The organism is Leifsonia sp. 10L418 (genome assembly GCF_056395445.1).
The window spans coordinates 713,587-735,335 of record NZ_JBFTJN010000002.1 but is presented as its reverse complement, the minus strand read 5'-3'; the positions used below and the strand labels follow the sequence as shown (position 1 = coordinate 735,335).

At 65.0% G+C, this 21,749-nt stretch carries 18 protein-coding genes and 3 tRNA genes; 4 read left to right on the top strand and 17 right to left on the bottom strand.

From position 1 onward, the window contains the following. The first annotated feature begins 86 nt into the window (after positions 1 to 86). Entirely contained in the window at positions 87 to 473 is a 387-nt protein-coding gene (locus AC1DCF_RS06805; RefSeq protein ID WP_477210359.1) for a DUF2255 family protein, read from the top strand. 176 nt (positions 474 to 649) lie between these two features. Here AC1DCF_RS06805 and AC1DCF_RS06800 read toward each other — a convergent pair whose 3' ends face one another. The 8 genes from AC1DCF_RS06800 to AC1DCF_RS06765 all read right to left on the bottom strand — a co-directional run bounded on the left by AC1DCF_RS06800 (position 650) and on the right by AC1DCF_RS06765 (position 9,288). Then, the gene (locus AC1DCF_RS06800) at positions 650 to 1,252 is read right to left on the bottom strand and encodes a hypothetical protein (RefSeq protein ID WP_477210358.1); all 603 of its coding nucleotides are present in this window, start codon (positions 1,250 to 1,252) and stop codon (positions 650 to 652) included. A gap of 206 nt (positions 1,253 to 1,458) precedes the next feature. Continuing rightward, a tRNA-Met gene (locus AC1DCF_RS06795) sits at positions 1,459 to 1,532 on the bottom strand. Positions 1,533 to 1,569: 37 nt separating this feature from the next. After that, positions 1,570 to 1,641, bottom strand: a tRNA-Thr gene (locus tag AC1DCF_RS06790). Positions 1,642 to 1,825: 184 nt separating this feature from the next. Further along, complete coding sequence (locus AC1DCF_RS06785) at positions 1,826 to 3,403, bottom strand: carboxylesterase/lipase family protein (RefSeq protein WP_477210357.1); 1,578 nt, start codon at positions 3,401 to 3,403, stop codon at positions 1,826 to 1,828. Between the two features lie 110 nt (positions 3,404 to 3,513). Continuing rightward, positions 3,514 to 5,415, bottom strand: a complete 1,902-nt coding sequence (locus AC1DCF_RS06780; RefSeq protein ID WP_477210356.1) for a glycoside hydrolase family 13 protein — start codon at positions 5,413 to 5,415, stop codon at positions 3,514 to 3,516. Between the two features lie 10 nt (positions 5,416 to 5,425). Beyond that, positions 5,426 to 6,331 (bottom strand): sugar ABC transporter permease, encoded by a 906-nt coding sequence (locus tag AC1DCF_RS06775; RefSeq protein ID WP_441789575.1) that lies wholly within the window; start codon positions 6,329 to 6,331, stop codon positions 5,426 to 5,428. Beyond that, positions 6,331 to 7,959, bottom strand: a complete 1,629-nt coding sequence (locus AC1DCF_RS06770) for an ABC transporter permease subunit (RefSeq protein WP_477210355.1) — start codon at positions 7,957 to 7,959, stop codon at positions 6,331 to 6,333. Before AC1DCF_RS06770 ends, AC1DCF_RS06775 begins: the two co-directional genes overlap by 1 nt. Before the next feature lie 87 nt (positions 7,960 to 8,046). Beyond that, positions 8,047 to 9,288: a sugar ABC transporter substrate-binding protein gene (locus AC1DCF_RS06765; protein ID WP_477210354.1), complete on the bottom strand. Its 1,242-nt coding sequence runs from the start codon at positions 9,286 to 9,288 to the stop codon at positions 8,047 to 8,049. 174 nt (positions 9,289 to 9,462) lie between these two features. On the opposite strand from AC1DCF_RS06765, the gene AC1DCF_RS06760 reads away from it, so the two are divergent. Then, entirely contained in the window at positions 9,463 to 11,136 is a 1,674-nt protein-coding gene (locus AC1DCF_RS06760; RefSeq protein ID WP_477210353.1) for a glycoside hydrolase family 13 protein, read from the top strand. Between the two features lie 152 nt (positions 11,137 to 11,288). On the opposite strand, the gene AC1DCF_RS06755 is transcribed toward AC1DCF_RS06760, so the two are convergent. The 5 genes from AC1DCF_RS06755 to AC1DCF_RS06735 all read right to left on the bottom strand — a co-directional run bounded on the left by AC1DCF_RS06755 (position 11,289) and on the right by AC1DCF_RS06735 (position 15,845). Further along, positions 11,289 to 12,527 carry a M23 family metallopeptidase gene (locus AC1DCF_RS06755; RefSeq protein ID WP_477210352.1) on the bottom strand — a complete coding sequence of 413 codons (1,239 nt, stop codon included), beginning with the start codon at positions 12,525 to 12,527 and terminating at the stop codon, positions 11,289 to 11,291. 233 nt (positions 12,528 to 12,760) lie between these two features. Then, entirely contained in the window at positions 12,761 to 13,594 is an 834-nt protein-coding gene (locus tag AC1DCF_RS06750) for an inositol monophosphatase family protein (protein ID WP_477210351.1), read from the bottom strand. A gap of 208 nt (positions 13,595 to 13,802) precedes the next feature. Next, positions 13,803 to 14,420: a TetR family transcriptional regulator gene (locus tag AC1DCF_RS06745; protein WP_477210350.1), complete on the bottom strand. Its 618-nt coding sequence runs from the start codon at positions 14,418 to 14,420 to the stop codon at positions 13,803 to 13,805. Between the two features lie 103 nt (positions 14,421 to 14,523). Beyond that, positions 14,524 to 15,576, bottom strand: a complete 1,053-nt coding sequence (locus tag AC1DCF_RS06740; protein ID WP_477210349.1) for a threonine synthase — start codon at positions 15,574 to 15,576, stop codon at positions 14,524 to 14,526. Between the two features lie 184 nt (positions 15,577 to 15,760). Continuing rightward, a tRNA-Tyr gene (locus AC1DCF_RS06735) sits at positions 15,761 to 15,845 on the bottom strand. 181 nt (positions 15,846 to 16,026) lie between these two features. Here AC1DCF_RS06735 and AC1DCF_RS06730 point away from each other — a divergent pair. Both AC1DCF_RS06730 and AC1DCF_RS06725 read left to right on the top strand, forming a co-directional pair. After that, complete coding sequence (locus AC1DCF_RS06730; RefSeq protein ID WP_477210348.1) at positions 16,027 to 17,043, top strand: LacI family DNA-binding transcriptional regulator; 1,017 nt, start codon at positions 16,027 to 16,029, stop codon at positions 17,041 to 17,043. A 71-nt stretch (positions 17,044 to 17,114) separates the two neighbouring features. After that, positions 17,115 to 17,603, top strand: a complete 489-nt coding sequence (locus tag AC1DCF_RS06725; RefSeq protein ID WP_345067734.1) for a YajQ family cyclic di-GMP-binding protein — start codon at positions 17,115 to 17,117, stop codon at positions 17,601 to 17,603. A 210-nt stretch (positions 17,604 to 17,813) separates the two neighbouring features. Here the strand turns inward: AC1DCF_RS06725 and AC1DCF_RS06720 are convergent, their stop codons facing one another. From AC1DCF_RS06720 to AC1DCF_RS06705, 4 genes are read right to left on the bottom strand one after another with little or no spacing between them, the layout of a single operon-like run. After that, positions 17,814 to 18,746 (bottom strand): phosphate ABC transporter ATP-binding protein, encoded by a 933-nt coding sequence (locus tag AC1DCF_RS06720; protein WP_477210347.1) that lies wholly within the window; start codon positions 18,744 to 18,746, stop codon positions 17,814 to 17,816. A gap of 25 nt (positions 18,747 to 18,771) precedes the next feature. After that, positions 18,772 to 19,866, bottom strand: coding sequence for a sortase (locus AC1DCF_RS06715; RefSeq protein ID WP_477210346.1), 1,095 nt, complete (start codon positions 19,864 to 19,866; stop codon positions 18,772 to 18,774). Between the two features lie 5 nt (positions 19,867 to 19,871). Next, the gene (locus tag AC1DCF_RS06710) at positions 19,872 to 20,663 is read right to left on the bottom strand and encodes a hypothetical protein (RefSeq protein WP_477210345.1); all 792 of its coding nucleotides are present in this window, start codon (positions 20,661 to 20,663) and stop codon (positions 19,872 to 19,874) included. Next, on the bottom strand, positions 20,660 to 21,739 hold the full coding sequence (locus AC1DCF_RS06705) for a COG1361 family protein (RefSeq protein ID WP_477210344.1): 1,080 nt from the start codon (positions 21,737 to 21,739) through the stop codon (positions 20,660 to 20,662). Before AC1DCF_RS06705 ends, AC1DCF_RS06710 begins: the two co-directional genes overlap by 4 nt. Positions 21,740 to 21,749 lie beyond the last annotated feature (10 nt).

Below are 21,749 nucleotides of genomic sequence, written 5' to 3'. Positions count from 1 at the left end.
TGCTACCGTGCCGCACATCACGTCGACTCGCGACGTGCGGCATCCGTCGCGTTCGCTCGCTCACACGCTCACCGAAAGGCCTCCCCATGACCGCTTGGACTCCCGACGAGCTCACGCGCATCGGCGAAGCCGAAGAGTTGCGGGTCGCCTCTCGCCGAGCCGACGGCACCCTGCGCCCGTTCGTGACGATTTGGGTTGCACGGGTCGGCGACGACATTTATGTTCGCTCGGCCTATGGGCCAGACAACCCGTGGTTCGTTCGGGCGCAGGCCAGCGGAACCGGGCGCATCCGTGCGGGTGGCGTCGAGCGTGATGTCGCGTTTCGGGAAACGGATGCCGCGGATGCCGACACGCACGCGGCCATCGACGCCGCGTATCACGCCAAGTACGACCGCCATGGGCCGGCGATCGTCGGCACCGTCGTCGGTCCGCAGGTGATGGCGACGACGCTGCGGCTGGTTCCCCGTTCCTGACCATATCCGTGCTCGAGCTTGTCGAGACCGCGTGAGTCGATGTTCGGACGCATCCCGCGTTCAGAGATTGCTCACCAGATCTCGACAGGCTCGATCAACGGGTACTGACACGCGGCAGGAGAAATGACGAAAGCCCCGGCGTCTATGCAGGATGCCGGGGCTTTCGAAGAGAGAGGTTACTGGACGGGCGTTCGAGGCGGCGGCTGGCGCAGGACCCTGCGGAGGTAGCGCTCGTATTCGTCGAAGTCGATCGGATTGAACAAGCGCGTGACCACGATGAGCACGAGCACGAGTCCCACGAGGACGAAGTACGTGGTCGTCACCTCAACGACGCCGTGCTGCAATGAGCTGGCCGGCACACCGAAGGGCAGCCGGTTCACGTACGTCGGATCCACGGCACGGCCAGCGAACACGGTGTGGACACCGAGGACGCCCCACAGGATCGCGACCAGCGTGAAGACGATGAAGCCCCATACGTCCGACGCCCTGCTCCGCAGCATCCGCGCCTTGCCCAATGTGAGCTGGTACTGGAGCCCGTCATTGACGCTCAGGAGATGGAACATCCACGCCCACATGATGAGAAAGAGCATGTTGATGCCGTCGAAGGTGCCGATCCCCAACTGGGCGATCCTCGGCGGGATGTACAAGCCGGCACCGCTGGAGATGCTCAGAAGAACGAATGCTCCTCCAGCCACAACCACGGTAATGGCGAGGAACAACCGACCCTGCACGCGGCTGTTTCTCCGCAGCCGCGCGCCGTCAGCGGATTCCGCCCACATTCCAGCCCCCCCGCCTGAATGGGTCCGGCTTGAGAGAGAACCTCTGCTGACCGAACGGGACATAGCATAGCCCCGCTTTTACGCAGCGCGATAGGGGAAAAAGACGGCATCGCCTACGCCTCGATAGAGCGGAGCTTGGTAATCCCCGAGCAAAAAAAGAAAGACCCTGTGACCGAGAGAAATCCTGGTCAAAGGGTCTTTATGTGTAGCGGGAGCGGGAATTGAACCCGCGACACCACGATTATGAGCCGTGTGCTCTAACCAACTGAGCTACCCCGCCGTGACTATGACCCAAGCCTAAACCTGCATCCAGCCTGAGCCCCCTGTGGGAATCGGACCCACTACCTCTTCCTTACCAAGGAAGTGCTCTACCAATGAGCTAAGGGGGCAGAGTTCAAAGAACTGCGCCCGAATTTCGGCAACCCATAGAGATTATCATCACTTCGCACCCTCAAATGACCGTTCGGCGCCTTCTGGGCCGAACTCGGGCAAATTGATGCCCGGCAGCGTGACGGAGATGAGAAAACGGGGATGGCGATCACGATCGCCACCCCCGTTCACTCCTCCGTCGAACTAGCCGAGGTTGTTCCAGAGATCGCAGTTGTGCGACTTCTCGAACGAGGTGATCATCTTCAGGCCACCGGCCGATTTCGTCTTGAGTTCGAGAATCTGACGCTTGTCCCCGAATTCCTTCCATTCGGGTGCGCCCTTGAGCGTCGGCTCGCCGGTCTTCATGAACGACAGCCAGAGGGAGACCATCTGGTCGCCGAGGGCACGCTGCTCATCGTTCAGCGAACGCTGCGCGGCGGTGTAGTTGAACAGACCCTGCAGTTCAGTAGTGTGGGTCGCTCCGAGCTCCAGCGTCGACGGCGGGAAGGGGTCTCCCAGCGAGCGCCATCCCGGAACGGTGCGATCAGCGAACTCATAGAAGTGCACCGAGTTGCCGGCCTTCGCGAAGGTGTCGGCGCCGACGACCGTCGGGCAGGCGAACCCGGCGTCGCCGTGCACCCACCCCAGCGGGAAGATCGGGTCTTCACCGGCGTCGGCGGGGTAACGTTCCAAGACCTTCGGAGCAAGCGGGCCGAATTCTCCGGCGATACGGGCTTCGTAGTCGGCGGGCGCCAGCGGGTAGCTGCCCGACTCGAAACCGATCCATTCGTCGCGGGTGACACCGACGATGAGCGGAACATCGGCCAGGGTGCCGGCGGCGGCGGCCGCAAGCACATCAACCGGCTGGTCGGGCCCGCCGCTGACCGGCTGTGCGAACCCGAATCCCGACGCTGATCCGACGACTGTCGATGCGGGAACCGCGCGCAGGCAGGCCGCGTCATCCACCGCACAGCCCCACTGGGCTGCATAGGCGGTCGTGTCGGCGGGAGTGTCGCCGAGACCACACGCCATCGACTGAATCACGGCCTTGTCGAAAAGCCCCTTCGCAGTCGGTGAAGCGAGCTGGAAGCAGACCGACCCTCCGCCGGCGGATTCACCCACGATGGTGACGTTGTCGGGGTCGCCGCCAAAAGCGTTGATGTTGTCCTGCACCCAGCGCAGCGCCTGCTGCTGGTCAAGCATTCCCCAGTTTCCTTGAGCTCCGAATTCGCTCTCGGCAGCCGTGGCCGGCGAGGCGAAGAAGCCGAACAGTCCGACCCGGTAGGCGGGGATGACCGCGACAGCATCGCCGGTCGCCGCAAAGTTGCGACCATCATAAATGTTCGGGGTGCCGCCGGTGTAGCCGCCACCATGCAAGAACACCACGACGGGCAGCTTCTTGTTCTTCGGCTTGTCCGGCGAGTACACGTTCAGGTAAAGACAGTTCTCGCTCAGTGATCCGTCGGAGTCGCCGTTCACCGTCTGCGGGCAATCCGGACCGGGCTTCGTTGCGTCGAGGACGCCCGCCCACGGTTCGGGTGCCTCGGGTTCGTGCCACCGAAGGTCGCCGACCGGAGGCTTGGCATAGGGAATGCCGAGGTATTCGATCGTGCCCGTCGCGGCAGCGCCGGTCAACGAACCCTGTTCGATTTTGATCGTCGCCCCGGCGGCCGGCTTGCTGCCCTGAGCCGGATCGGCGGTGGCGCATCCGCTGAGGAGGAGCGCTGCCACAGCAGCGACACTCGCCACCGTCGCGATCCTGCGTTTCATCTCTGATGGCATTGCTGATTTCTACTTCCTCGTAGTGAACTGTCGTGATTTCCGACACTTCCCGACACGTTACTAACCGGTGCATTGATCGGTTTTCACTATGTTGCGAGGAATCCACATTGTTACGAGCTTGATACAGAGTGAACGTCGTTCACAGCCGACTGCTGCGACGTCGACACATTGATGCCAGGCAGCGCCCACGCGGTGAACGACGGACCACCGGCGGTGAGGCGGATGCCGTCGGCCGACACCGTCAATTCGGCCCCGCCGACGAGCGCCTCGGCCACGTCCGCTCCCCCGATTGCCTGCCCCGACAGCGTCACCGTCGCCCCCGCCCGGGCGGCGAACACCAGTACCGAACCCTCGGCCGATTCGCGCACAAAGGCCACCGCGTCGTCGCCAACGTGCAGCCAGCGCATACCGCCGCCGTTCAGCGCGGCTCGGGCAGCCGGGTGCTGAGTGCGCAGCCGGATGAGCGAGGAGTAGAGCTCAATCGTCGCCGCCACGTCGGGGTCGGCAACCGTGTCCCAGGGAATCGGGGTGCGCGACTGCTCACCGTCGAAGCCGACCAGACCGAACTCGTCGCCCGCGAAGACCACCGGGATACCGGGCAGCGTGACGGAGAGACCGAGGGCAACCGGCACGGTTCCCGGCCGGGCGCTCGTGCGAAACCGCGGGGTGTCATGGGTGTCGAGGGCGTTCATGGTGGCCAGGCGTGTGCGCCAGGGGAACCCGGCGGCAAAACGCACATGTGCGCGCCAGAACTGCTCGCCGGTGTACTCGGGCACCCGGCCGTCGACGAAGCCGATACCGCCCTCGGCGGGGCTGCCCGGCTCACTGAGCCAGCTCCAGAGCGGCCGGGTGAACGGGGCGTAGGTCATTGCGCCGTGCCAGGCGTCGCCCTGAAAATCACCCGACGCGTCGTTCGTCGACTCGCCGAGCAGAATCGTGTCGGGGTTCACCTCGAGCATGGTGCGCCGAATTGTCTGACGCACCTCGGCGTTCAGGTCTTCGTTGCGGAGCCGGCCGGTCATGTTCGCCACGTCGATGCGCCAGCCGTCGAGATGAAAGGGGGCGCCGAGCCAGCGGGCGACCACCGAGTCGGGCCCCTCGATGAACCGGCGGCGGAGCTCCTCCGAGTTCCAGTTGAACTTCGGCAGGCTGGACACACCCAGCCACGATTCGTAACCCTCGTTCTCGGCGTCGCGCCAGTAGTAGAAGTCGCTCTCCGCAGCATCCGGATGCCCATGGGCGGCAACGAACCACTCGTGGCGGTCCCCGGAATGGTTGCTGGTCAGATCGCCGATCACCTTGAACCCGCGCTCGTGCGCGGCCTCGATCAGGCGGACGTAGGCGTCGTCGCCGCCGAGCAGCGGGTCGACCTCGTCGAAACTCGACGCGTCGTAGCGGTGATTCGACCCACCGGGAAACACCGGGGTGAGGTAGATCAGGGTGACGCCGAGGCGCTGCAGGTGGTCAAGGTGCGCCCGGATGCCGTCGAGGTCGCCACCGTAGAACTGCTGCCCCCTGGTCGTCAGGTTCTCATCGACCGGGTCGCCCCATGCCGACGGGATGGCCCACTCGGGCAACTCCCTGTCGTCGGCGGCGGCAGACCGCCCGAACCGGTCGGGGAAGATCTGGTACATCACGCTCGAGGCCGCCCACTCGGGTGCCGCGGCACCGACCACGAGCTTGAAGTCGTCCGAATCAAGGGTTTCGATGTCGTGCAGCCCCGATGCGTTCAGCCACCACCGGGCGCCGTCGCCGAGTTCGATCACGAACCGGTAGCCGTGCACCGGGTTCTCTACCTCGACCTCGGCTTCCCACCAGTCCCAGCCGTCCTGTGTGGCCACGACGGATGCCGCGGCGTAGCGGGGCTCCCGATTCGGGTTCGATCGCGTGCGCACCCAGGCCACCGGCCCGAACGAGTGCGGGATGCGCACCCGCACTCGCACCAGGTCGCCGAGCGCGGGCTCCTGCGTCGACACGTACACCGGCGATCCATCGTGGTGAGGCTGCAACATGGGTGGAACCTTACTTGACTGATCCGGCCGTCAGGCCACCGACAATGTACTTCTGCAGGAACAAGAACAGGGCCATCACCGGGAGTGCCGCGATGACGGCACCGGCCGAGAACGCGCTCCAGTCTGCATAGTTGGGGTTCGAGACGAGCTTGTAGAGGCCGACCGCGAGGGTCTGCTTCTCCGGGTCGATGAGCAGCACGCTGGCCACGACGAACTCGTTGGTGGTGCCGATGAACGAGAGCAGCGCGACGACGGAGAGAATCGGGCCGACCAGCCGCAGGATGATCGTGAAGAAGATGCGGGCGTGCCCCGCACCATCGATCTTCGCCGCCTCGTCGATCGACGACGGCACGGTGTTGAAGAAGCCGTACATCAGATAGGTGTTCACCCCGAGGGCTCCACCCAGGTAGACCATGATCAACCCGATGTGGGTGTTCAGCCCGATCGCCGGAAAGATGTCACTGATCTTGCTCATCACCAAGAAGATCGCCACGACCGCCAGAAGCTGCGGAAACATCTGCACGAGCACGATCGTCAACAGCCCGGTGCGGCGCCCGGTGAAGCGCATCCGCGAGAAGGAGTACGCGGCGAGGGCGCCCAGAAAGACCGTGGCGAGGGCCGTGATGCCGGCAATGATCAACGTGTTGACGAACCAGGCGGCGAACGGCTGATCCGGATTGTTCAGCAGTCGCTCGTACGCGCCCAAGCCGATCGTGGAGAAGAGCGCGTTCGACCCGGTGAGCGTTCCGGCCGGGTTGAGCGACGCGGAGAGCACGTAGAGCAACGGGAACACGGAGAACACGACCATGATGACGCCGATGAGGTGACGCCACCCCGTCGCCCGGAACCAGCGGCTGAAGTTGAACGGACGCCGGGTGGAGACGGACTCCCCTGACTCTGTGGTGATGACGGGCATTAGTTCAGTTCCTCCAACGCCTTCGTTTTTCTGAAGCTGACGATCGCGATGACGGCGACCAGGATGAAGATGATGATCGAGAACGCGCTCGCCAGGCCGTAATCACGGGTTTGACCGGTGAAAGCGACCTTGTAGACCATCGAGATCAGGATGTCGGTGGATCCGACGTTGACGCTCGCCGCCGCGTCACGTGGCCCGCCGCCCGTCAACATATAGATGAGGTTGAAGTTGTTGAAGTTGAAGGCGAACGACGCGATCAGAAGCGGCGCAACGGTCACAAGCAGCAGCGGCAGTTTGATCAGCCGGAACACGGCCCACGGTCTGGCGCCGTCGACGGTGGCCGCCTCTTCAAGCTCCTCGGGGATCGACTGCAGCGCCCCCGTGCAAACCAGGAACATGTAGGGGAAGCCGAGCCACAGATTGACGAACAAGACGCTGAACTTCGCCAGCGTGGGGTCAGTCAGCCACGGGATGGAAGCGCCCCCGAGCAAGACCTGGTTGACGAAGCCGAAGCTCTCGCTCAACATGCCGGCCCAGACCAGGGCGGAGAGAAAGGCGGGAAAGGCGTAGGGCAGGATCATCGCGACGCGATAGAACTTGCGCCCGCGCATCCGCTTGTCGTTGAACACGATCGCCAAGAAGAGGCCGAGGAAGAAGGTCGAGGCCACCGAGACGAGCGCGAAGACGAACGTCCAGATCGTGACGCTGATCAGCGGACCACGGATGCTCTCCTCGGTGAACGCCCGAACGAAGTTGTCGAATCCGACATTGACCTTCCAGCCCGGAAGCAGCTGGGTGCCGTCGGGTGCCGCGAAGGCGCCTTCACCGGTGTCCGTGTAGACCGTGCCGGTGGTGACATCCGTCATGGTGTCTGCCGTGGCATCGTATTCGAGCGTCGAACTGTAGACGTAGGCGCTGCTGCCGTCAGGCGTGCGGAGCGCGCCATCGTTGGGATCGCTGGAAAATGGCACCGACATCGCGGTGAGTTCATCGGTGCGTTGGAGCACCTCAGCGAAGTTCAACGTGGTGTAGCCGTCGAGCGCGACGGCCGTGCCGCCCTCCATCGTGGCGTCGTCCACGGGCTCAAGGGGCGTCTCGGCGTTCCCGACACTCACCTCTCCGTCGGGATCGGTCACGAGCAGGTTGAGCTGACCGGCCCGGTCGAGCACGGTGACCGCGTAGGTCGGCGAGTCGGGAACCCGCTCGAGTGCCGAGTTCATCAAGGCGGAGACGGCCTGGTCTTTGTCCGAGTTGTGGCCGGTGCTGTAGTTGGTGAAGCCGATATAACCGGTGTACCCGATGACGAAGATCTGAAAGATGACGAGGAAGATCACGCCGGGCGTCAAGTACTTGGCCGGCAATTTGCGCTTGGAGAAGTAGATCCAGTTGACCAGGACGGTCACGACGGCCACCAGCGCGCCGATCAGCCACTCCTTCTGCGCGAACAGAATGAAGAGGGCATAGACGGCAATGGCGTCGACCAGGCCGAGGGACACGATCTTGATCAGCAGGGTTGTGATGCCGACGGATGCCGAGTCCGCGATGCGTGCAGCCCGCTTCTGCTGTGTGGTCGGCGGTTTCACGGGGCCGGCGGCGACGGCTTCCTCTTCTTCAAGGGTGGTGCTCATGGTTCGTACTTTCCCAAGTCTTGTTCTGGCGGAGAAAAGCCCCCGGGCTGCCGTGTACCGGCGACCCGGGGGCTTCAGGTGTTGCTGTTAGCCGATTGCTGCCTGCACGTCGGCAGCCAGCTTCTGCCAGGTGGCGACCGGGTCGGCACCGTTGATGATGGCTGCCTCTGCGATGCCCCAGTACTGCCAGACCTGGCCCATTGCCGGGATGGCCGGCATCGGAACCGCGTTGGCGCCCGCTGCCGCGAATCCTGCGACGATCGGGTCTTCAGAAGCCGTTTCGGCCGCTGCGGTCAGTGCCGGGAGAACGTTGCCTGACTTGAAGAGGGAGAGCTGCACATCTTTAGTTGCGATGTAGTTGACGAGGAAGTCGTTGGCGGCAACCTTGTTCTTGCTCTGCTCGTTGATGAAGAAGCCCTTCACACCGGCGAACGGCTGTGCCGTCTCGGGGCCGGGGCTCGGGATGGCGTCAACGGCCACGTTGATGCCGGCATCCGTCGCAGCGCCGACGTTCCACGGGCCGGTCAGCCAGAATGCCGCCTTGCCGCTCGTGAAGGCTTCCTTCGCGATGTCACCGGTGATCTCGGTGTTGAAAACGCCGGTTCCGTTCTTGCCCTGGCCGCCGAGCCAGGTCGCGAATGCCTCGCCGCCGGCGTTACCGAGCTCGAGCTTCGTGGCGTCGTAGCCGCCGGATGCGTCGGTGCCGAAGACGGGAGCGCCGAAGCCGGTCTGGAACGGGTAGAGGTGGTACGGGTTGCCGTCGGTGCCCTGCTCGACGACGAACGGGTAGGTGACACCTGCCGCGGTGCCTTCTGCGATCATCTCGTCATAGCTGGCCGGTGCGGTTGCGGCGAGGTCGGCATTGCGCAGCAGCGCCAGGTTCTCGACCGCGTACGGCAGCTGGTAGACCTTGCCGTCGTAGGTCGCGGCGTTGATGGCGACGGGCAGAAAGTCTGCGGCCTTGTCGCCGAGTTCGATCGGCGAGACGACGCCGTTGGTGACGAGCTCGCCGAGCCAGTCGTGAGCGCCCATGACGACGTCGGGGCCCTTACCGGTCGGAGCCTGCTGGATGAAGTCATCCTTGATCTTGGCGACGTCTTTGGAAACGAGGTTCACCTCGACGCCGGTCTTCTTCTGGTATGCCGCTGCCGCGTCCTTCAATGCGTCGACGCGCTCGGCGTCAACCCAGACGGTCAGGGTGCTCGAGGATGCTGCAGCGCCGTCTCCAGCACCCGCCCCCGCTGTACTAGCTGAGCATCCGGCCAGGGCCAGGGAGGCGACGACCGCAACTGCACCAGCAGCACGCAAGCCCATCTTTTTCACCGTCATTGGTGTTGCCTTTCGTAGAGATTGCCGCAAAACTGCAAGCGATTACATTTATAGCCTCTCAGTTCAGCCTTGACAAAGCAAGGAATAGAGATCGAGATCAGTTCGTGACAATTCCTCGTATGCGAACTAGTGCAAACGCTTCCATTGCTGAGTGGATGCCGTAGTGTGTCCCTCATGACAGGCAACACAGAGTGGTGGAGAACCGCCGTTATTTATCAGATCTATCCGCGCTCGTTTGCCGACGCCAACGGCGACGGCATGGGAGACTTGGCCGGCATCACCCATCGACTTCCGGCGCTGGCTCAGCTGGGCATCGACGCGATCTGGCTCTCGCCGTTCTACACCTCGCCCCAGCGCGACGCCGGATACGACGTCGCCGACTACTGCGATGTCGACCCGCTCTTTGGCACGCTCGCCGACTTCGACATGATGCTCACCGGGGCGCACGCCCTCGGCATCCGTGTGATCGTCGACCTCGTTCCGAACCACACCTCCAGCGAGCACGCCTGGTTCCAGGCCGCCCTCGCCGCAGGGCCCGGCAGCGAGGAACGCGGGCGCTACCTCTTCCGTGACGGCACCGGCGAAAACGGCGAACTCCCACCGAACAACTGGGAGTCGGTCTTCGGCGGCGAAGCCTGGACCCGCGTGACCGAGGCGGATGGCACGCCGGGGCAGTGGTATCTGCACCTGTTCGACACCACTCAGCCCGATCTCGACTGGAACAACCCCTGGGTGCGCGAGCAGTTCCGCGACATCCTGCGCTTCTGGCTCGATCGCGGCGTCGACGGATTCCGCGTCGATGTGGCTCACGGCATGATCAAGGCCGATGGCCTCCCCGACTACACGCCGCCGGCCGAAGGCGGCAGCATGGGTGGTGGCAGCGCCACGCTGGAACCCGAGATCAGCGCCGAGCCGCCGGCACCCGCCCCCTACTGGGCTCAAGACGGCGTGCACGAGATTTACCGCGACTGGCACCAGCTTCTTGCCGAGTACCCGGGCGACCGGGTGCTCGCCGCCGAAGCCTGGGTCGACCCGCTCTCCGAGGTTGCCAAGTGGGTGCGGCCCGACGAAATGCACCAGGCCTTCAACTTCGCCTACCTCGAGACCCCGTGGAATGCGCCGGCACTGCGCCATGTGGTCGACGAGTCGCTTGAGGCATTCGGCGCGGTCGGAGCCCCGAGCACCTGGGTTCTTTCCAACCACGACGTGGTGCGCCACGCCTCCCGGCTTGCGCTGACTGCAGAGAACCTGCAGGGGCACGGAATCGGGCCGAAGACCCCTGGCCTGCCCGACCCGGCACTCGGCCTCCGCCGGGCGCGCGCCGCGACCGCACTGATGCTGGCGCTGCCTGGCTCCAGCTATCTCTATCAGGGTGAGGAACTCGGGCTCCCCGAGGTCATCGATCTCCCCGACGCCGCCCGCCAAGACCCCACGTGGTTTCGCACGAACGGTGAACGCTACGGACGTGACGGATGCCGCGTGCCGATCCCGTGGACGGCCGACGGCGCCTCGTATGGATTCGGCCCGACAGCGGCGAGCTGGTTGCCACAGCCGAAGGAGTGGGCGCTTCTCGCCCGCGACGTGCAGGTTGATGTACCCGGCTCAACGCTCGAGCTGTACCGGCTCGCGCTCCGTCTGCGTCGGGCGTCGCTGCTTGCCACCGGTTCGGTCGACTGGCTGCCCGGGTTCGCCGACGAGGTCGTGGCCTTTCAGAACGGCACCGTGATCGTTGTGGCGAACACGGGAACGACATCCGTCGAGCTACCGGAGGGCGAGCTGTTGCTCTCGAGCGAGGCGCTCACCGGTCGCACACTTCCCGGCGACACGACGGCCTGGCTGCGCGCCTAGCCGTCGTCACGCATCACGCTGAAGACCTCCCCGGCCAGGCCGGGGAGGTCTTTTCGTCGCCCGCGTGGAGCCGAAGGCGCGAAGGCACGAAGGCACAAAAGGCACAAAAAGGCCCGCACAGGGCGGGCCGGGAGCAGTCAGAGCGGGTGCTGCTAGTTGGTGTTCTCGCGCAGCCAGACCAGCGGGTCTGTCTTGGTTCCGTTGATGCCGCCGAGACGGATTTCGAAGTGCAGGTGGGGACCGGTCGACATGCCGGTGTTGCCGGTCTTGCCGATCACCTGACCGACCTTGACGACGTCACCGGTGTTGAACAGCATCGAGCCGTGGATCATGTGCGCGTAGACGCTGGTGACCGTCTTACCGTCGATGACGTGGTCGATCATCATGTGCACGCCGAGGCTGCCTTCGCCGTCTTCGGCAAGGCTCACAACGCCGTCGGCGATGGCCTGGATCGGAGCGCCGATTCCGGGGTTGAAGTCCTGTCCACCGTGATTGGACGAGCAGCCGGCGCAGTCGCGGAAGCCGAAATGGTCGCCGACGTGCACACCGACAGCGAACGGCCACTGAATCGTGCCGTTCGGGTTGTTGGTGAAGGTGGCTTCCAAGCGGATGCCGCTGGCGGCTGCGACCTCGGCGATCGACTTCGACTCGTAGCCGTCACGCTGTACGGTGAGCGTGCCGGCGCCAGCGGCGACATTGATCTTCTGGCCTTCGACTGACGTCGGCGCCTTCATTGCGAGGGCCGCGGTCTGCACGTCTGCCGACGATAACAGCGCTTCAGCCGGAAGCGAGGTGGAGACGGTCATCAAGGCGACGACGGCGAGCACAGCCATGCTGGCGCCCTTGGCGGCCAGTCCTTTGACACGCCCAGCGGTTGAACGCGGCGGCCGGGAGGCCGGGGCGATCGAACGAGTGGGGGTCCAGGCCGGTGCGGCGGGGCGAGCAGACTCGGCCCGTGCGGAGGTGGAGTGGGAGGTGCGGTGCGCTCGGCGTGACGAGCCGGGCGCCGCGGCAGCGGCGCGGGTCGGCTTGCCGGCGGTCTTACTTGCCGGCTTGCTGGTCGGCTGAGCCGTTGCGGCTCGGCGTGCGGAACGTCGCTCAGAGACGCGCTCTTCGGGCACCGATTCCGACCGGGGGGCCAGTCGTTCGGTCGCCGGGAGCGTCGACGCAACCGGAAGCGGGATCTCGGTCGTGTGAGTGTTTGCCGAACTGTCGATCACGGCGATCACGGCCGTCGACGTTGTCAGCTCGGCGGTCTCGGGCTGAAGCACGGGAAGCATCTGACGTTCGCGCTCGCGAAGCTCGCGGCGAGTCAGGGGAGGATTCTCTGCTGTTTTGAGGTCATCCAGGGCCGACACGAGGGTGTCTGGCTCAGTGGAATGACGTGTCAAAACGGGGAATCTCTCAGAGTTGGTTGACGTATGAAGCGCGTCTTCTGGCCAACGCCAAAAGTAACGAAAAATAACGGAACCTGACGAGGCTATCCCGCGAAACCTGAGAATTCCAACCGAGCGGCACCAAATCACCCCGGAAGAGGGGGTACGGGCCAGTCGGATTCGTCCCGCGTTCGAGGGGCACCCCACGGCTCGCCCCGGAATCCCGGGGCCGACGACGGGTGCAGAAACTAACTCAGGCTCTCATCCATAAATTCTGTGAAAAGTTGCGACAGGCGGGGTTCGAAGCGAGCGTAGAGGTCGGGGGCCGCCGCGATCACGAGATCGTTGCCCTCCCGATCGTCGCCGAAGGCACCGACCCGTGCTCCCGCTTCGCGCGCCACCAACGCTCCAGCGGCGTGGTCCCATGGGCTGAGTCCGCGTTCGTAATAAACATCCAGCCGCGAGGCGGCCACCGAGCACAGATCGAGGGCCGCCGCCCCCATCCGACGGATGTCCCGCACCTCGCCGATCAGTCCGGCCACGACCTGCGCCTGCCGCACGCGACGGGGCGCCGAATACCCGAACCCGGTGCCCACCAGGGCCAGCGGCAGCTCGACTCCCGCCCTGACCTGCAACGCACGGTCACCCAGGAAGGATCCGCCGCCCGCCGAGGCGGTGAACAGTTCGCCGGTGGCCGGGTTGAGCACGGCGCCGGCGAGCGTGGTCCAGGTCGCCGGGTCCGCGTCGCCCTCGACGACGGCAATGCTCACCGCGTAGGAAGGAATGCCGTAGAGGTAGTTGACCGTGCCGTCGATCGGGTCGACGACCCAGGTCAGACCGCTCGAGCCCGCCGTGGCATCCGATTCCTCGCCGAAGAAACCATCGTTCGGTCGCGCCTCAGCCAGCAACCGGCGGATGAGCACTTCGCTCTCCCGGTCGGCATGGGTGACGATGTCCTCCGGCGACGATTTCGAGGCGGCGATGTCAACGCCTTCGGCACGCCGGGTGCGCACGAGATCTCCCGCCGCGAGGGCGGTGTCACGGGCGAGGTTCAGAAGCGCAGCTGCTGGAGGTGTCGTCATCCACCCACGCTAGCGCGCAATGATGCGAGCCGGCCAAGCCGGGAGCAGCCGGGATCCGATCGACCCGGGCGCACCATCCGGTGCTCGGGGACGGCGCAAGCGGCCCCCCGGCCGCTGCGCCGAATTCGATGCTTCCCCCACATCGAACCCCTTAGTACGACCGTACTACATGGGGTGGGTAATGCGAGAATTCGTGCCGAGTCCGGCGTCACACGCGGCGGTCGAGGTACGTGTCAACGTCGGCAACGCCCACGATCGGCAGCACGCGAGCGAGCATCTCCTCGATGCGTTCCGGGAGGTCGTCCCGGCCGGTCAGCCGTTGCGATGTCTCCTGCACGCCGGTGAACGTTGCGACGAGGTGCCAGCCCTCGCGGTCGAAGTCGAGGCCGGGCGGAATCTCACCCGCTGCGGTCGCTTCGCGCAGCAGCTCAGCCATCTTCGCCATCCATCCGACATACGGGGTGGGGAAGGTGACGGGAATCAGTTCGAACTCCCGCACCAGCCGCACCGCCGCCCGCACCCGCACGTCATCACGGAACGCCGCGGCAACGCTGCGGATCGAGGCGACAATCGCGGCGATTCCGCTCACAGGCACCTCGCCCTGCACATTGGCGAACGGCGCTTGCGAGAACGCGCTCTGCACAATTGCCACAGCGAGGTCAGACTTGGCCTTGAAGTAGTACTGAACCAGACCCTTGCCGGTTCCCGATTTCTCGGCGATGTCGCCGATCGAGGTGCCGGCGTAGCCGCGTTCGGCGAATTCGATGGCCGCGGTGGCGAGGATGCGTTCGCGCGTCTCACTGGAGCGGGCGCCCGGTGTCGACACGGTTGCCTCCAGAAACTACGCGAATGGTTGGGAAGAAACATTACGCGCAGCGCGGCAGCAGCCAGTGCAGGACAGGCGCACTCTCAGCGGACGGTCGGCGGATTCATTGCTGGCCGATCAACTGCGACATGGCCTGCGCGGCCTTGAGCCCGGATCCGGTGAGCACGACGACGGTCGTCTCCCCTGCGGTGATCAGCCCCGTGTCGAGACAGTGCAGTGCCGCGGCGAATCCGAGGGCTCCCGTCGGTTCGGTGAAGAGACCTCGTGTCAGCAGGTGGCGCAGCGCAGCGACGATGTCGCTCTCCGCCACCGCGTGCATCCCGCCGCCGGACGCCCGGATCGCGGCAAGCACCTCCCGGTCGCGCACCGGGGCGCCGATCGAGGCGCCCTCGGCGATCGTCGGCGACCAGCGGTCAAGCCGCCCGCTCTCCACGCCAGCCGCCCCGCGCTCGAACGCCTCGACCAGGGGCGCACAGTTCGCCGGTTGCGCGGCGAAGATCCGCGGCATCCGTTCGATAGAACCGGCGCGGAGCAGTTCCCCAAAGCCGAGCGACAGCCCCAGAACGAGGCTGCCGGCACCCGCAGGAACGACGACACTGTCTGGAGCGACGAAACCGAGGTCCTCCCAGATCTCGTAGCTCATCAGCTTGACGCCCTGCAGAAAGGCAGGATGCCAGTTGTGACTGGCGTAGAAGACAGAGAGGGCCCGGCGCTCGGCCTCGGCCGCTGTCTCGGTGCGCGTGCCATCGATTTCTTCGACCGTGGCTCCGTACAGCAGGCTCTGCTGCTGCTTGGCCGCCGAGGTGCCGCGCGGTACGAGAATGTGCGCGTGCATCCCGGCCGCCGCCGCGTACGCCGCCGCGGAGGATCCTCCGTTTCCGGAGCTGTCTTCCAGAAAATCGTCGATGCCCAGCGCCGCGAGAGTGGAGATGAGCACTGACATCCCGCGGTCCTTGAAGCTCCCGCTCGGATTGAACCACTCAGCCTTCACGCGCACCTCACCGAATGAGGTCCCCACGGTGAGGAGAGGAGTGCAACCTTCTCCGAGGGAGATTTCGCGCGGGAGGGGTTGCGGGAGCGCTGCACGGTAGCGCCACTGCGATCGCTCGGAGCGGTCGATCTGTTCGGGGCGGATGCCGGGCAACTCCGACGGCATCAATGGGCTCCCGTCATCACCACGCCACCGTGGTTCGGTGAGGGGATATCGTCGTCCGCTCCGGTCGAACACGAACGGACCCCCGGGCATGCGATCCTCCGGTCTCTGCTTTTCTGTCACGACTGGAGCCTACGACCGACAAACGAAAAACCCCGGAATCGCAGTGATTCCGGGGTTTTTGTCGTGGTGGCGAGTGAGGGATTCGAACCCCCGAATGCTGAGCAGTCTGATTTACAGTCAGATCCCTTTGGCCGCTTGGGTAACTCGCCAATGCGCACCCGACCTCGTGTAATCACGGACCGGAGACGCGTTGACAAGGATACAAGCCACAGGGCATTTGAGGAAATCAGGAATTCACGGCGATTCGCCACCGCCTGATCTACGCACGATCTGAAGCCACACCTCGATATGATTCCTACAATCTCCCCTCCTCTTCCGGTAAGGAAAACCATGATCGGCATCGCCGAGGTTGCCCGGTACGCCGGCGTCTCCACCGCCACCGTATCGCGTGCGCTGAGTGGAAACGGCCACGTCTCACCGAGCACCAAGCTCAAGGTCGAGACTGCTGCGCGCGAACTCGGCTACGTCGTCTCGTCGACGGCGTCGAGCCTCGCATCCGGTCGAATGAAGAACATCGGCGTTGTCGTTCCGTTTCTGAACCGGTGGTACTTCACCAGCGTCGTCGAAGGCGCCCAACGCGCCCTCCTGCGCAACGGCTACGACCTGACCCTCTATAACCTCACTGGCGGTGGCGTTGAGCGACAGAGTGTCTTCGAACATTTTCTGCTGCGCCAACGAGTGGATGCCGTGATCGCGATCTCCCTCGAGCTCACCGCAGATGAGATCTTCAGGCTGCACGCTCTGAACAAGCCGCTCGTCGGCGTCGGCGGCCCGCTCGAGGGCGTGCGCACCTTGGCGATCGACGATGTCGCCGTGGCCCGCCTCGCAACCGAGCATCTGCTGAGCCTCGGGCACACCCGCATCGCCCATATCGGCGGAAACCAGCACTACGACCTCGACTTTCACCTGCCGACGAACCGACGTTTCGGCTACGAGGCGGCACTCACTGCCGCCGGTATCCCGCTTGACGACGAGTTGGTCGAAGACGCCGACTTCACGATTCAAGGCGGATACCACGCCACGAAACAGCTTCTGGGCCGCCCGCACGGCCGGCCGACGGCGATCTTCGCCGCCTCAGACGAGATGGCGATCGGCAGCATCCTGGCCGCCCGCGATCTCGGGCTCTCTGTGCCCCGTGATGTGTCGATCGTTGGCATCGACGACCACGAACTCGCCGAGTTCTTCGGCCTGAGCACCATCGCCCAATACCCACAGGGGCAAGGTGAGAAGGCCGTCGAGATTCTGCTCGATCGGCTGCATCCCGGGCAACACGATCAGTCGGAGCTCAACACCCCGCTCCCGGTCAAATTGATCGTGCGTTCAAGCACGGCCCGCCCCGCAGAGTAGATCGCACGCTCCCGACGCCGTGGGCTGCGCGACCGGCCCCGCCTCGGGTGGAACTCGGTAGCATGGCAGGTATGGCAGATTCAACGTTCGACATCGTCAGCAAAGTTGACCAGATGGAGGCCGACAACGCACTCCACCAGGCACAGAAAGAGGTCGCGCAGCGCTACGACTTCAAGAATGTGGGTGCGTCAATCGAGCAGAGCGGCGAGAAGGTGCTCATGAAGGCCTCCAGCGAGGAGCGCGTCAAGGCGATCCTCGAGGTCTACGAAGCCAAGCTGATCAAGCGCGGCATCTCACTGCGCAGCATCGATGCCGGCGACCCCTACCCCTCTGGCAAGGAATACCGCATTGAGTCGACGCTGAAGGCGGGCATCGACCAGGAGAACGCGAAGAAGATCAACAAGATCATCCGCGACGAGGCGCCGAAGAGCGTCAAGAGCCAGATCCAGGGCGACGAGCTGCGCGTCAGCTCGAAGAGCCGTGACGACCTGCAGGAGACGATGGCGCTGCTGAAGGGCAAAGACCTCGATGTCGCCCTGCAGTTTGTGAACTTCCGCTAGATCTCAGTTTTCGATGCCGAGGCATCCGCGCGACAACTCGTGCTGGATGCCTCGGCATCCGTCGTTTAAGCACGCGTCGACCTCGGTCGGGGCGCTCCAAAAGAAGGAGTGGAGGTGTGTCGGCCGCTCGGCGGCCCCGGAGCAGTCTGGGCTCCCCCGCCGCGACACGCCTCCACTCCTGATTTCGGTCCCGGGCCGGACGAGTTGCAGCTAGCCGAACCGGCCATTCACATAGTTGAAGGTGCGCTCGTCGATCGGGCTGTTGAACATCGCGTCGGTGTCGCCGTGTTCGACGATGCCGCCCGACTGCCCCTGCCCGGCGAGAAAGAACGCGCACTGAGTGGACACCCGCTGAGCCTGCTGCATATTGTGCGTGACGATGACGATGGTGACTTCGTGGACCAGCTCGAGCATGGTCTCTTCGATCACCCGGGTCGAGGTGGGGTCGAGGGCCGAGCAGGGCTCGTCCATCAGTAGCACCTGGGGCTGCACCGCCAGCGAGCGGGCGATGCAGAGCCGTTGCTGCTGGCCACCGGAGAGCCCGCCGCCCGGAGCACGCAGTCGGTCTTTGACCTCTTTCCAGAGGCCCGCCTTGGTCAGGCTCGACTCGACGAGAAAGTCGCGGCGGTCGCGGTCGGTCTTGGTGCCGGTGAGCGTCAGCCCGGCGATCACATTGTCGTAGATCGACATCGCCGGAAACGGGTTGGGCTTCTGAAAGACCATGCCGATGTGCCGGCGCGCGTCGGTGAGCTTGCGGCTGACGTCGTAGATGTCATCGCCGTCGAGCAACACCTCACCGGCCAGACTGGCCGACGGAATCAGCTCGTGCATGCGGTTGAGGATGCGCAGAAACGTTGATTTACCGCAGCCGGACGGCCCGATCAACGCGGTGACCGCGCCGGCGGGCATCGTCAACGAAACCCGGTCAAGCACCTCGTGGTCACCGAACCAGGCCGAAATGTTGCGCGCCTCCAACTGCGCGAGGGGCTCGATCACCGGCTCGGGCAAAACGAGACCAGACGGCGAGAAGGATGCCGAGGCATCCGGTCGCGACGCCGGCCGGGTGAACCGCCGCTTCAGGCCGCCTCTCGGCAGGCGCGGCAGGACATCGGTGACGTCGGTCTGAGTGGTGGTATCCGTCATGGCTGACTCGTTTCGCAAGATTCGGTTAGAGCAGGTTGGGCAGCAAGCGGGTGATCTGGTCGGCGGCCAGGAGTGCGGCGAGCAGAACGAGGGGAATGCCGAGAAGCCAGGTGCGTTGGGGGCCGAACCGGCCGAATGACCACACGGCAGCCAGCTCGATGACGATCAGAAACTGCAGCGCGAAGGCCAGCGCCCACACCGTCGAGGTGTCGGTTGCCAGCGAGGTGTTGCTCGGCGGAAGCGACACATAGGTGGTTTGACGTCGGCCCGACGGCTCGGCTGTTCCGACCAGCTGGGCGTCAACACGGGCCACACCGGTCGGAATGTAGGCGGCACCGCGAGCCGTCTCGAGAATCAACCGACTCTGCCCGCTGGCAGGAGCCGCCGGCGCTGGGTCCCCCGCGTATCGGAGTCCGATCACCTCGAAAATCTGCTCACCCTGCCCGGTCGTCACCGCGAAAGTCTCGCCGGGCGCCAACTCATCGATGCGGGAGAACGGACCGCCATAGGCCGCCGCCCGTCCCATCACCACGCTGATGCCGGCCTGTCCGGGCAACACCGTGTCACGCCGATGGCCGGGTCCCGCCTGAAGCGTTCCTGACGAGGTGCCCTCGACGATGACCTCGTTCACGCCGATCGACGGGATTGTGATCAGCGCGACGGGCGCGCCGTCGGCGACGAGCACGTCGTCGACGGTGCCTTCGCTGACCGGGGCAACAGCCTCGGCAAGTTCGAGCTTGAACGTGTCGGTGAGCTGCTGCTGGGCGACGAGGTGCTGCAGGTGACTGAGCACCAGCACGTTGAGCACGAAGCAGAGCAACACCGCAGCGAGCATTGCCGAGATGCTCCGCAGCAGCAGCTGCCGCTTCGTCAGCGGAAGCGGTGGCAGCATCGACCGGGGCAGCCGCTTCGGTGGCCGCGGAATTCGTGGCAGCTTCGGAGTTTTCGGTGGTTTCGGAGGACGAGCCGGCCGCTGTGCGCGGGTCGCGCGCCGCGAAGAGCCACCGAACTCGTCGATCTCCTCGAACTCCTCGATCGCCTCGATCGCCTCGATCGCCTCGATCGACTCGATCGCCTCGATCGACTCGATCGCCTCGGTCTCCGGAGATGTCGTCGTCACCGCTGTCATACGGTCACCGGGGCAACATTCACTCGTTCACGGGTGAGGAGAAATCTGGCCGCGACCACGACACTGACCCCGAGGAGCGCCAGCACTGCGACAGCCCACGGAAAAATCAGAAGCGCGGCGGTACGAGTGATCGGCGTCGTGGCGACGCCATCGATCGTCTCAGGTGGAGTAAAGGTGTACCCGGCATTGACGAACACCCACTGTCCGACCCCGGGGAGTTCGGCCGACACGATCCGGCTCTCACCCGGCGCCAGTTTCTCGACCGGCACTGCCTCAACAGAGCCGAGGTCGTTACCGAAAGGACCGGTCGCCCAGAATCGGGCGGCGGCATCCACCGTTTCATTTGAAACGTTCTTCACGGTGAACTCGATGTTCACCGTGCCATCGAAGGGATTCACGCTCGGCTGGTACGAACTCTGCACTCCGTCGAGAAAGAGTTTGCCGCCCAGGCTGACCTGGTTCGAGGTCGGAACCGTCGCGAGAGGCGATGTTGTCTTTGCAGTGTCAACGGTTGTGGTGGTGCGCTGTGGAGAACCCGATCCGGATGCGCCGTGTCCACTGGCGACAGCACCGCCCGGGGTGCGGGGAGGTGCGGAACTGGGGGCGGGCGTCGGCGAGGTCACGGTGACGGAGAGCTCGTAGCCATTTTTTGCCCCGCCGGCTCCGGTGTCGTCCGTTGTCGCTGACGCGGCGCCGGCCGCCCCGAGTCCGCCGAAGGCGAGTGCTGCCGCGAGCACAACCTGAACTGTTCGCGCCGGAACTCGGCTCGCGCGTCGGATGCTGGTCATTTCGTTGCCTCCTCGAGCCGCGTGGCGGCAACTTCTTCTGCAGCGCGGCGGCGAGCCTCCGCCTCCGTGTACTCCAACCAGAGCCGTGCATTCTTCTCATCACGTTTGCCGCGCAGCTTGAGCGCCAGCATGACCAGCCCGGCGAGCACCAACAGCGCCAGCAGAATCCAGGGCACGGCGATGACCACACTGTCCCGGCTCACCTCGCGCAGCGGTCCGGGGTTCAAAGCGTCAGCGTCGACGGTGGGAGCGAGCTTGACCACGGCGTTCAGGTATCCCCATTGGCCGACGTCGGGCACCGTCACTGTCATCGTGCGGTGGGCGCCGGGGAGCAACTCGGCGATCTCGCCCGACACACTCTCGCCGGCCCCGATGCCGAAGAGTGCGTTGGCTCCGACGAGGGTGCGCGCGGCCAGCGCGACATTGCCATTGTTGGCCACGGTGAACGTGACGTCGACGGAACCGGCGAACGGGTTCAGCTCCCCGGCATAGGCGGCGCTGATGGCACTGATCGTGAGGTTCGGCTGCAGATCGCCCGGCACGCGCACGTAGAGGCGCGTGGCCACCCGCTTGTCGACGAGAATCTCGCCGACGGGTGAGACGGAGGAGATGACGATACCGGCCGCGTGGTCGCCGGGGCGGGCATCGGCCGGCACGTCGACGGTGAATGGGACGGTCGCGGAGGCTCCCGGCTCAAGCGGAACACTCAGCTGGGTGGCCCCGCCTTCGAACGCGACCCAGTTGCCCGCATCCGTCGGGGTCGCATCGGTGTCGAGCAGGCCGTAAGCGCCGTCGTCGGTGTTGAACGCGTCGGTGGCGAACACCGTGAAGCTCTGGCTCGTCGTCCCGGTGTTGCGCACGGTGTAGAAATCGTCGAGGTGCTGGCCGGGCGCCGCCTGGTAGCTCAACCTCGATCGACCGTCGGGGCCGTTCGCATCGGCGGGCGTGCCCGAAATCCCGTCGGAGTCGTCGGCAAACGCCGGGGCCGGCGCGAAGACCATGAAGGCGACCAGCGCAAGCAGGGCGGTGGCGATCAGGCGCAAGAAACGGCGGGAATCCGCAGAGGTTGTGGGCACAGTACATTCG

Bases quoted from the DNA above. Each gene is read 5' to 3' on its own strand.
- AC1DCF_RS06805 (WP_477210359.1), top strand. From the start codon at position 87: ATGACCGCTTGGACTCCCGACGAGCTCACGCGCATCGGCGAAGCCGAA.
- AC1DCF_RS06800 (WP_477210358.1), bottom strand. From the start codon at position 1,252: ATGTGGGCGGAATCCGCTGACGGCGCGCGGCTGCGGAGAAACAGCCGC.
- AC1DCF_RS06785 (WP_477210357.1), bottom strand. From the start codon at position 3,403: ATGCCATCAGAGATGAAACGCAGGATCGCGACGGTGGCGAGTGTCGCT.
- AC1DCF_RS06780 (WP_477210356.1), bottom strand. From the start codon at position 5,415: ATGTTGCAGCCTCACCACGATGGATCGCCGGTGTACGTGTCGACGCAG.
- AC1DCF_RS06775 (WP_441789575.1), bottom strand. From the start codon at position 6,331: ATGCCCGTCATCACCACAGAGTCAGGGGAGTCCGTCTCCACCCGGCGT.
- AC1DCF_RS06770 (WP_477210355.1), bottom strand. From the start codon at position 7,959: ATGAGCACCACCCTTGAAGAAGAGGAAGCCGTCGCCGCCGGCCCCGTG.
- AC1DCF_RS06765 (WP_477210354.1), bottom strand. From the start codon at position 9,288: ATGACGGTGAAAAAGATGGGCTTGCGTGCTGCTGGTGCAGTTGCGGTC.
- AC1DCF_RS06760 (WP_477210353.1), top strand. From the start codon at position 9,463: ATGACAGGCAACACAGAGTGGTGGAGAACCGCCGTTATTTATCAGATC.
- AC1DCF_RS06750 (WP_477210351.1), bottom strand. From the start codon at position 13,594: ATGACGACACCTCCAGCAGCTGCGCTTCTGAACCTCGCCCGTGACACC.
- AC1DCF_RS06740 (WP_477210349.1), bottom strand. From the start codon at position 15,576: ATGCCGTCGGAGTTGCCCGGCATCCGCCCCGAACAGATCGACCGCTCC.
- AC1DCF_RS06730 (WP_477210348.1), top strand. From the start codon at position 16,027: ATGATCGGCATCGCCGAGGTTGCCCGGTACGCCGGCGTCTCCACCGCC.
- AC1DCF_RS06725 (WP_345067734.1), top strand. From the start codon at position 17,115: ATGGCAGATTCAACGTTCGACATCGTCAGCAAAGTTGACCAGATGGAG.
- AC1DCF_RS06720 (WP_477210347.1), bottom strand. From the start codon at position 18,746: ATGACGGATACCACCACTCAGACCGACGTCACCGATGTCCTGCCGCGC.
- AC1DCF_RS06710 (WP_477210345.1), bottom strand. From the start codon at position 20,663: ATGACCAGCATCCGACGCGCGAGCCGAGTTCCGGCGCGAACAGTTCAG.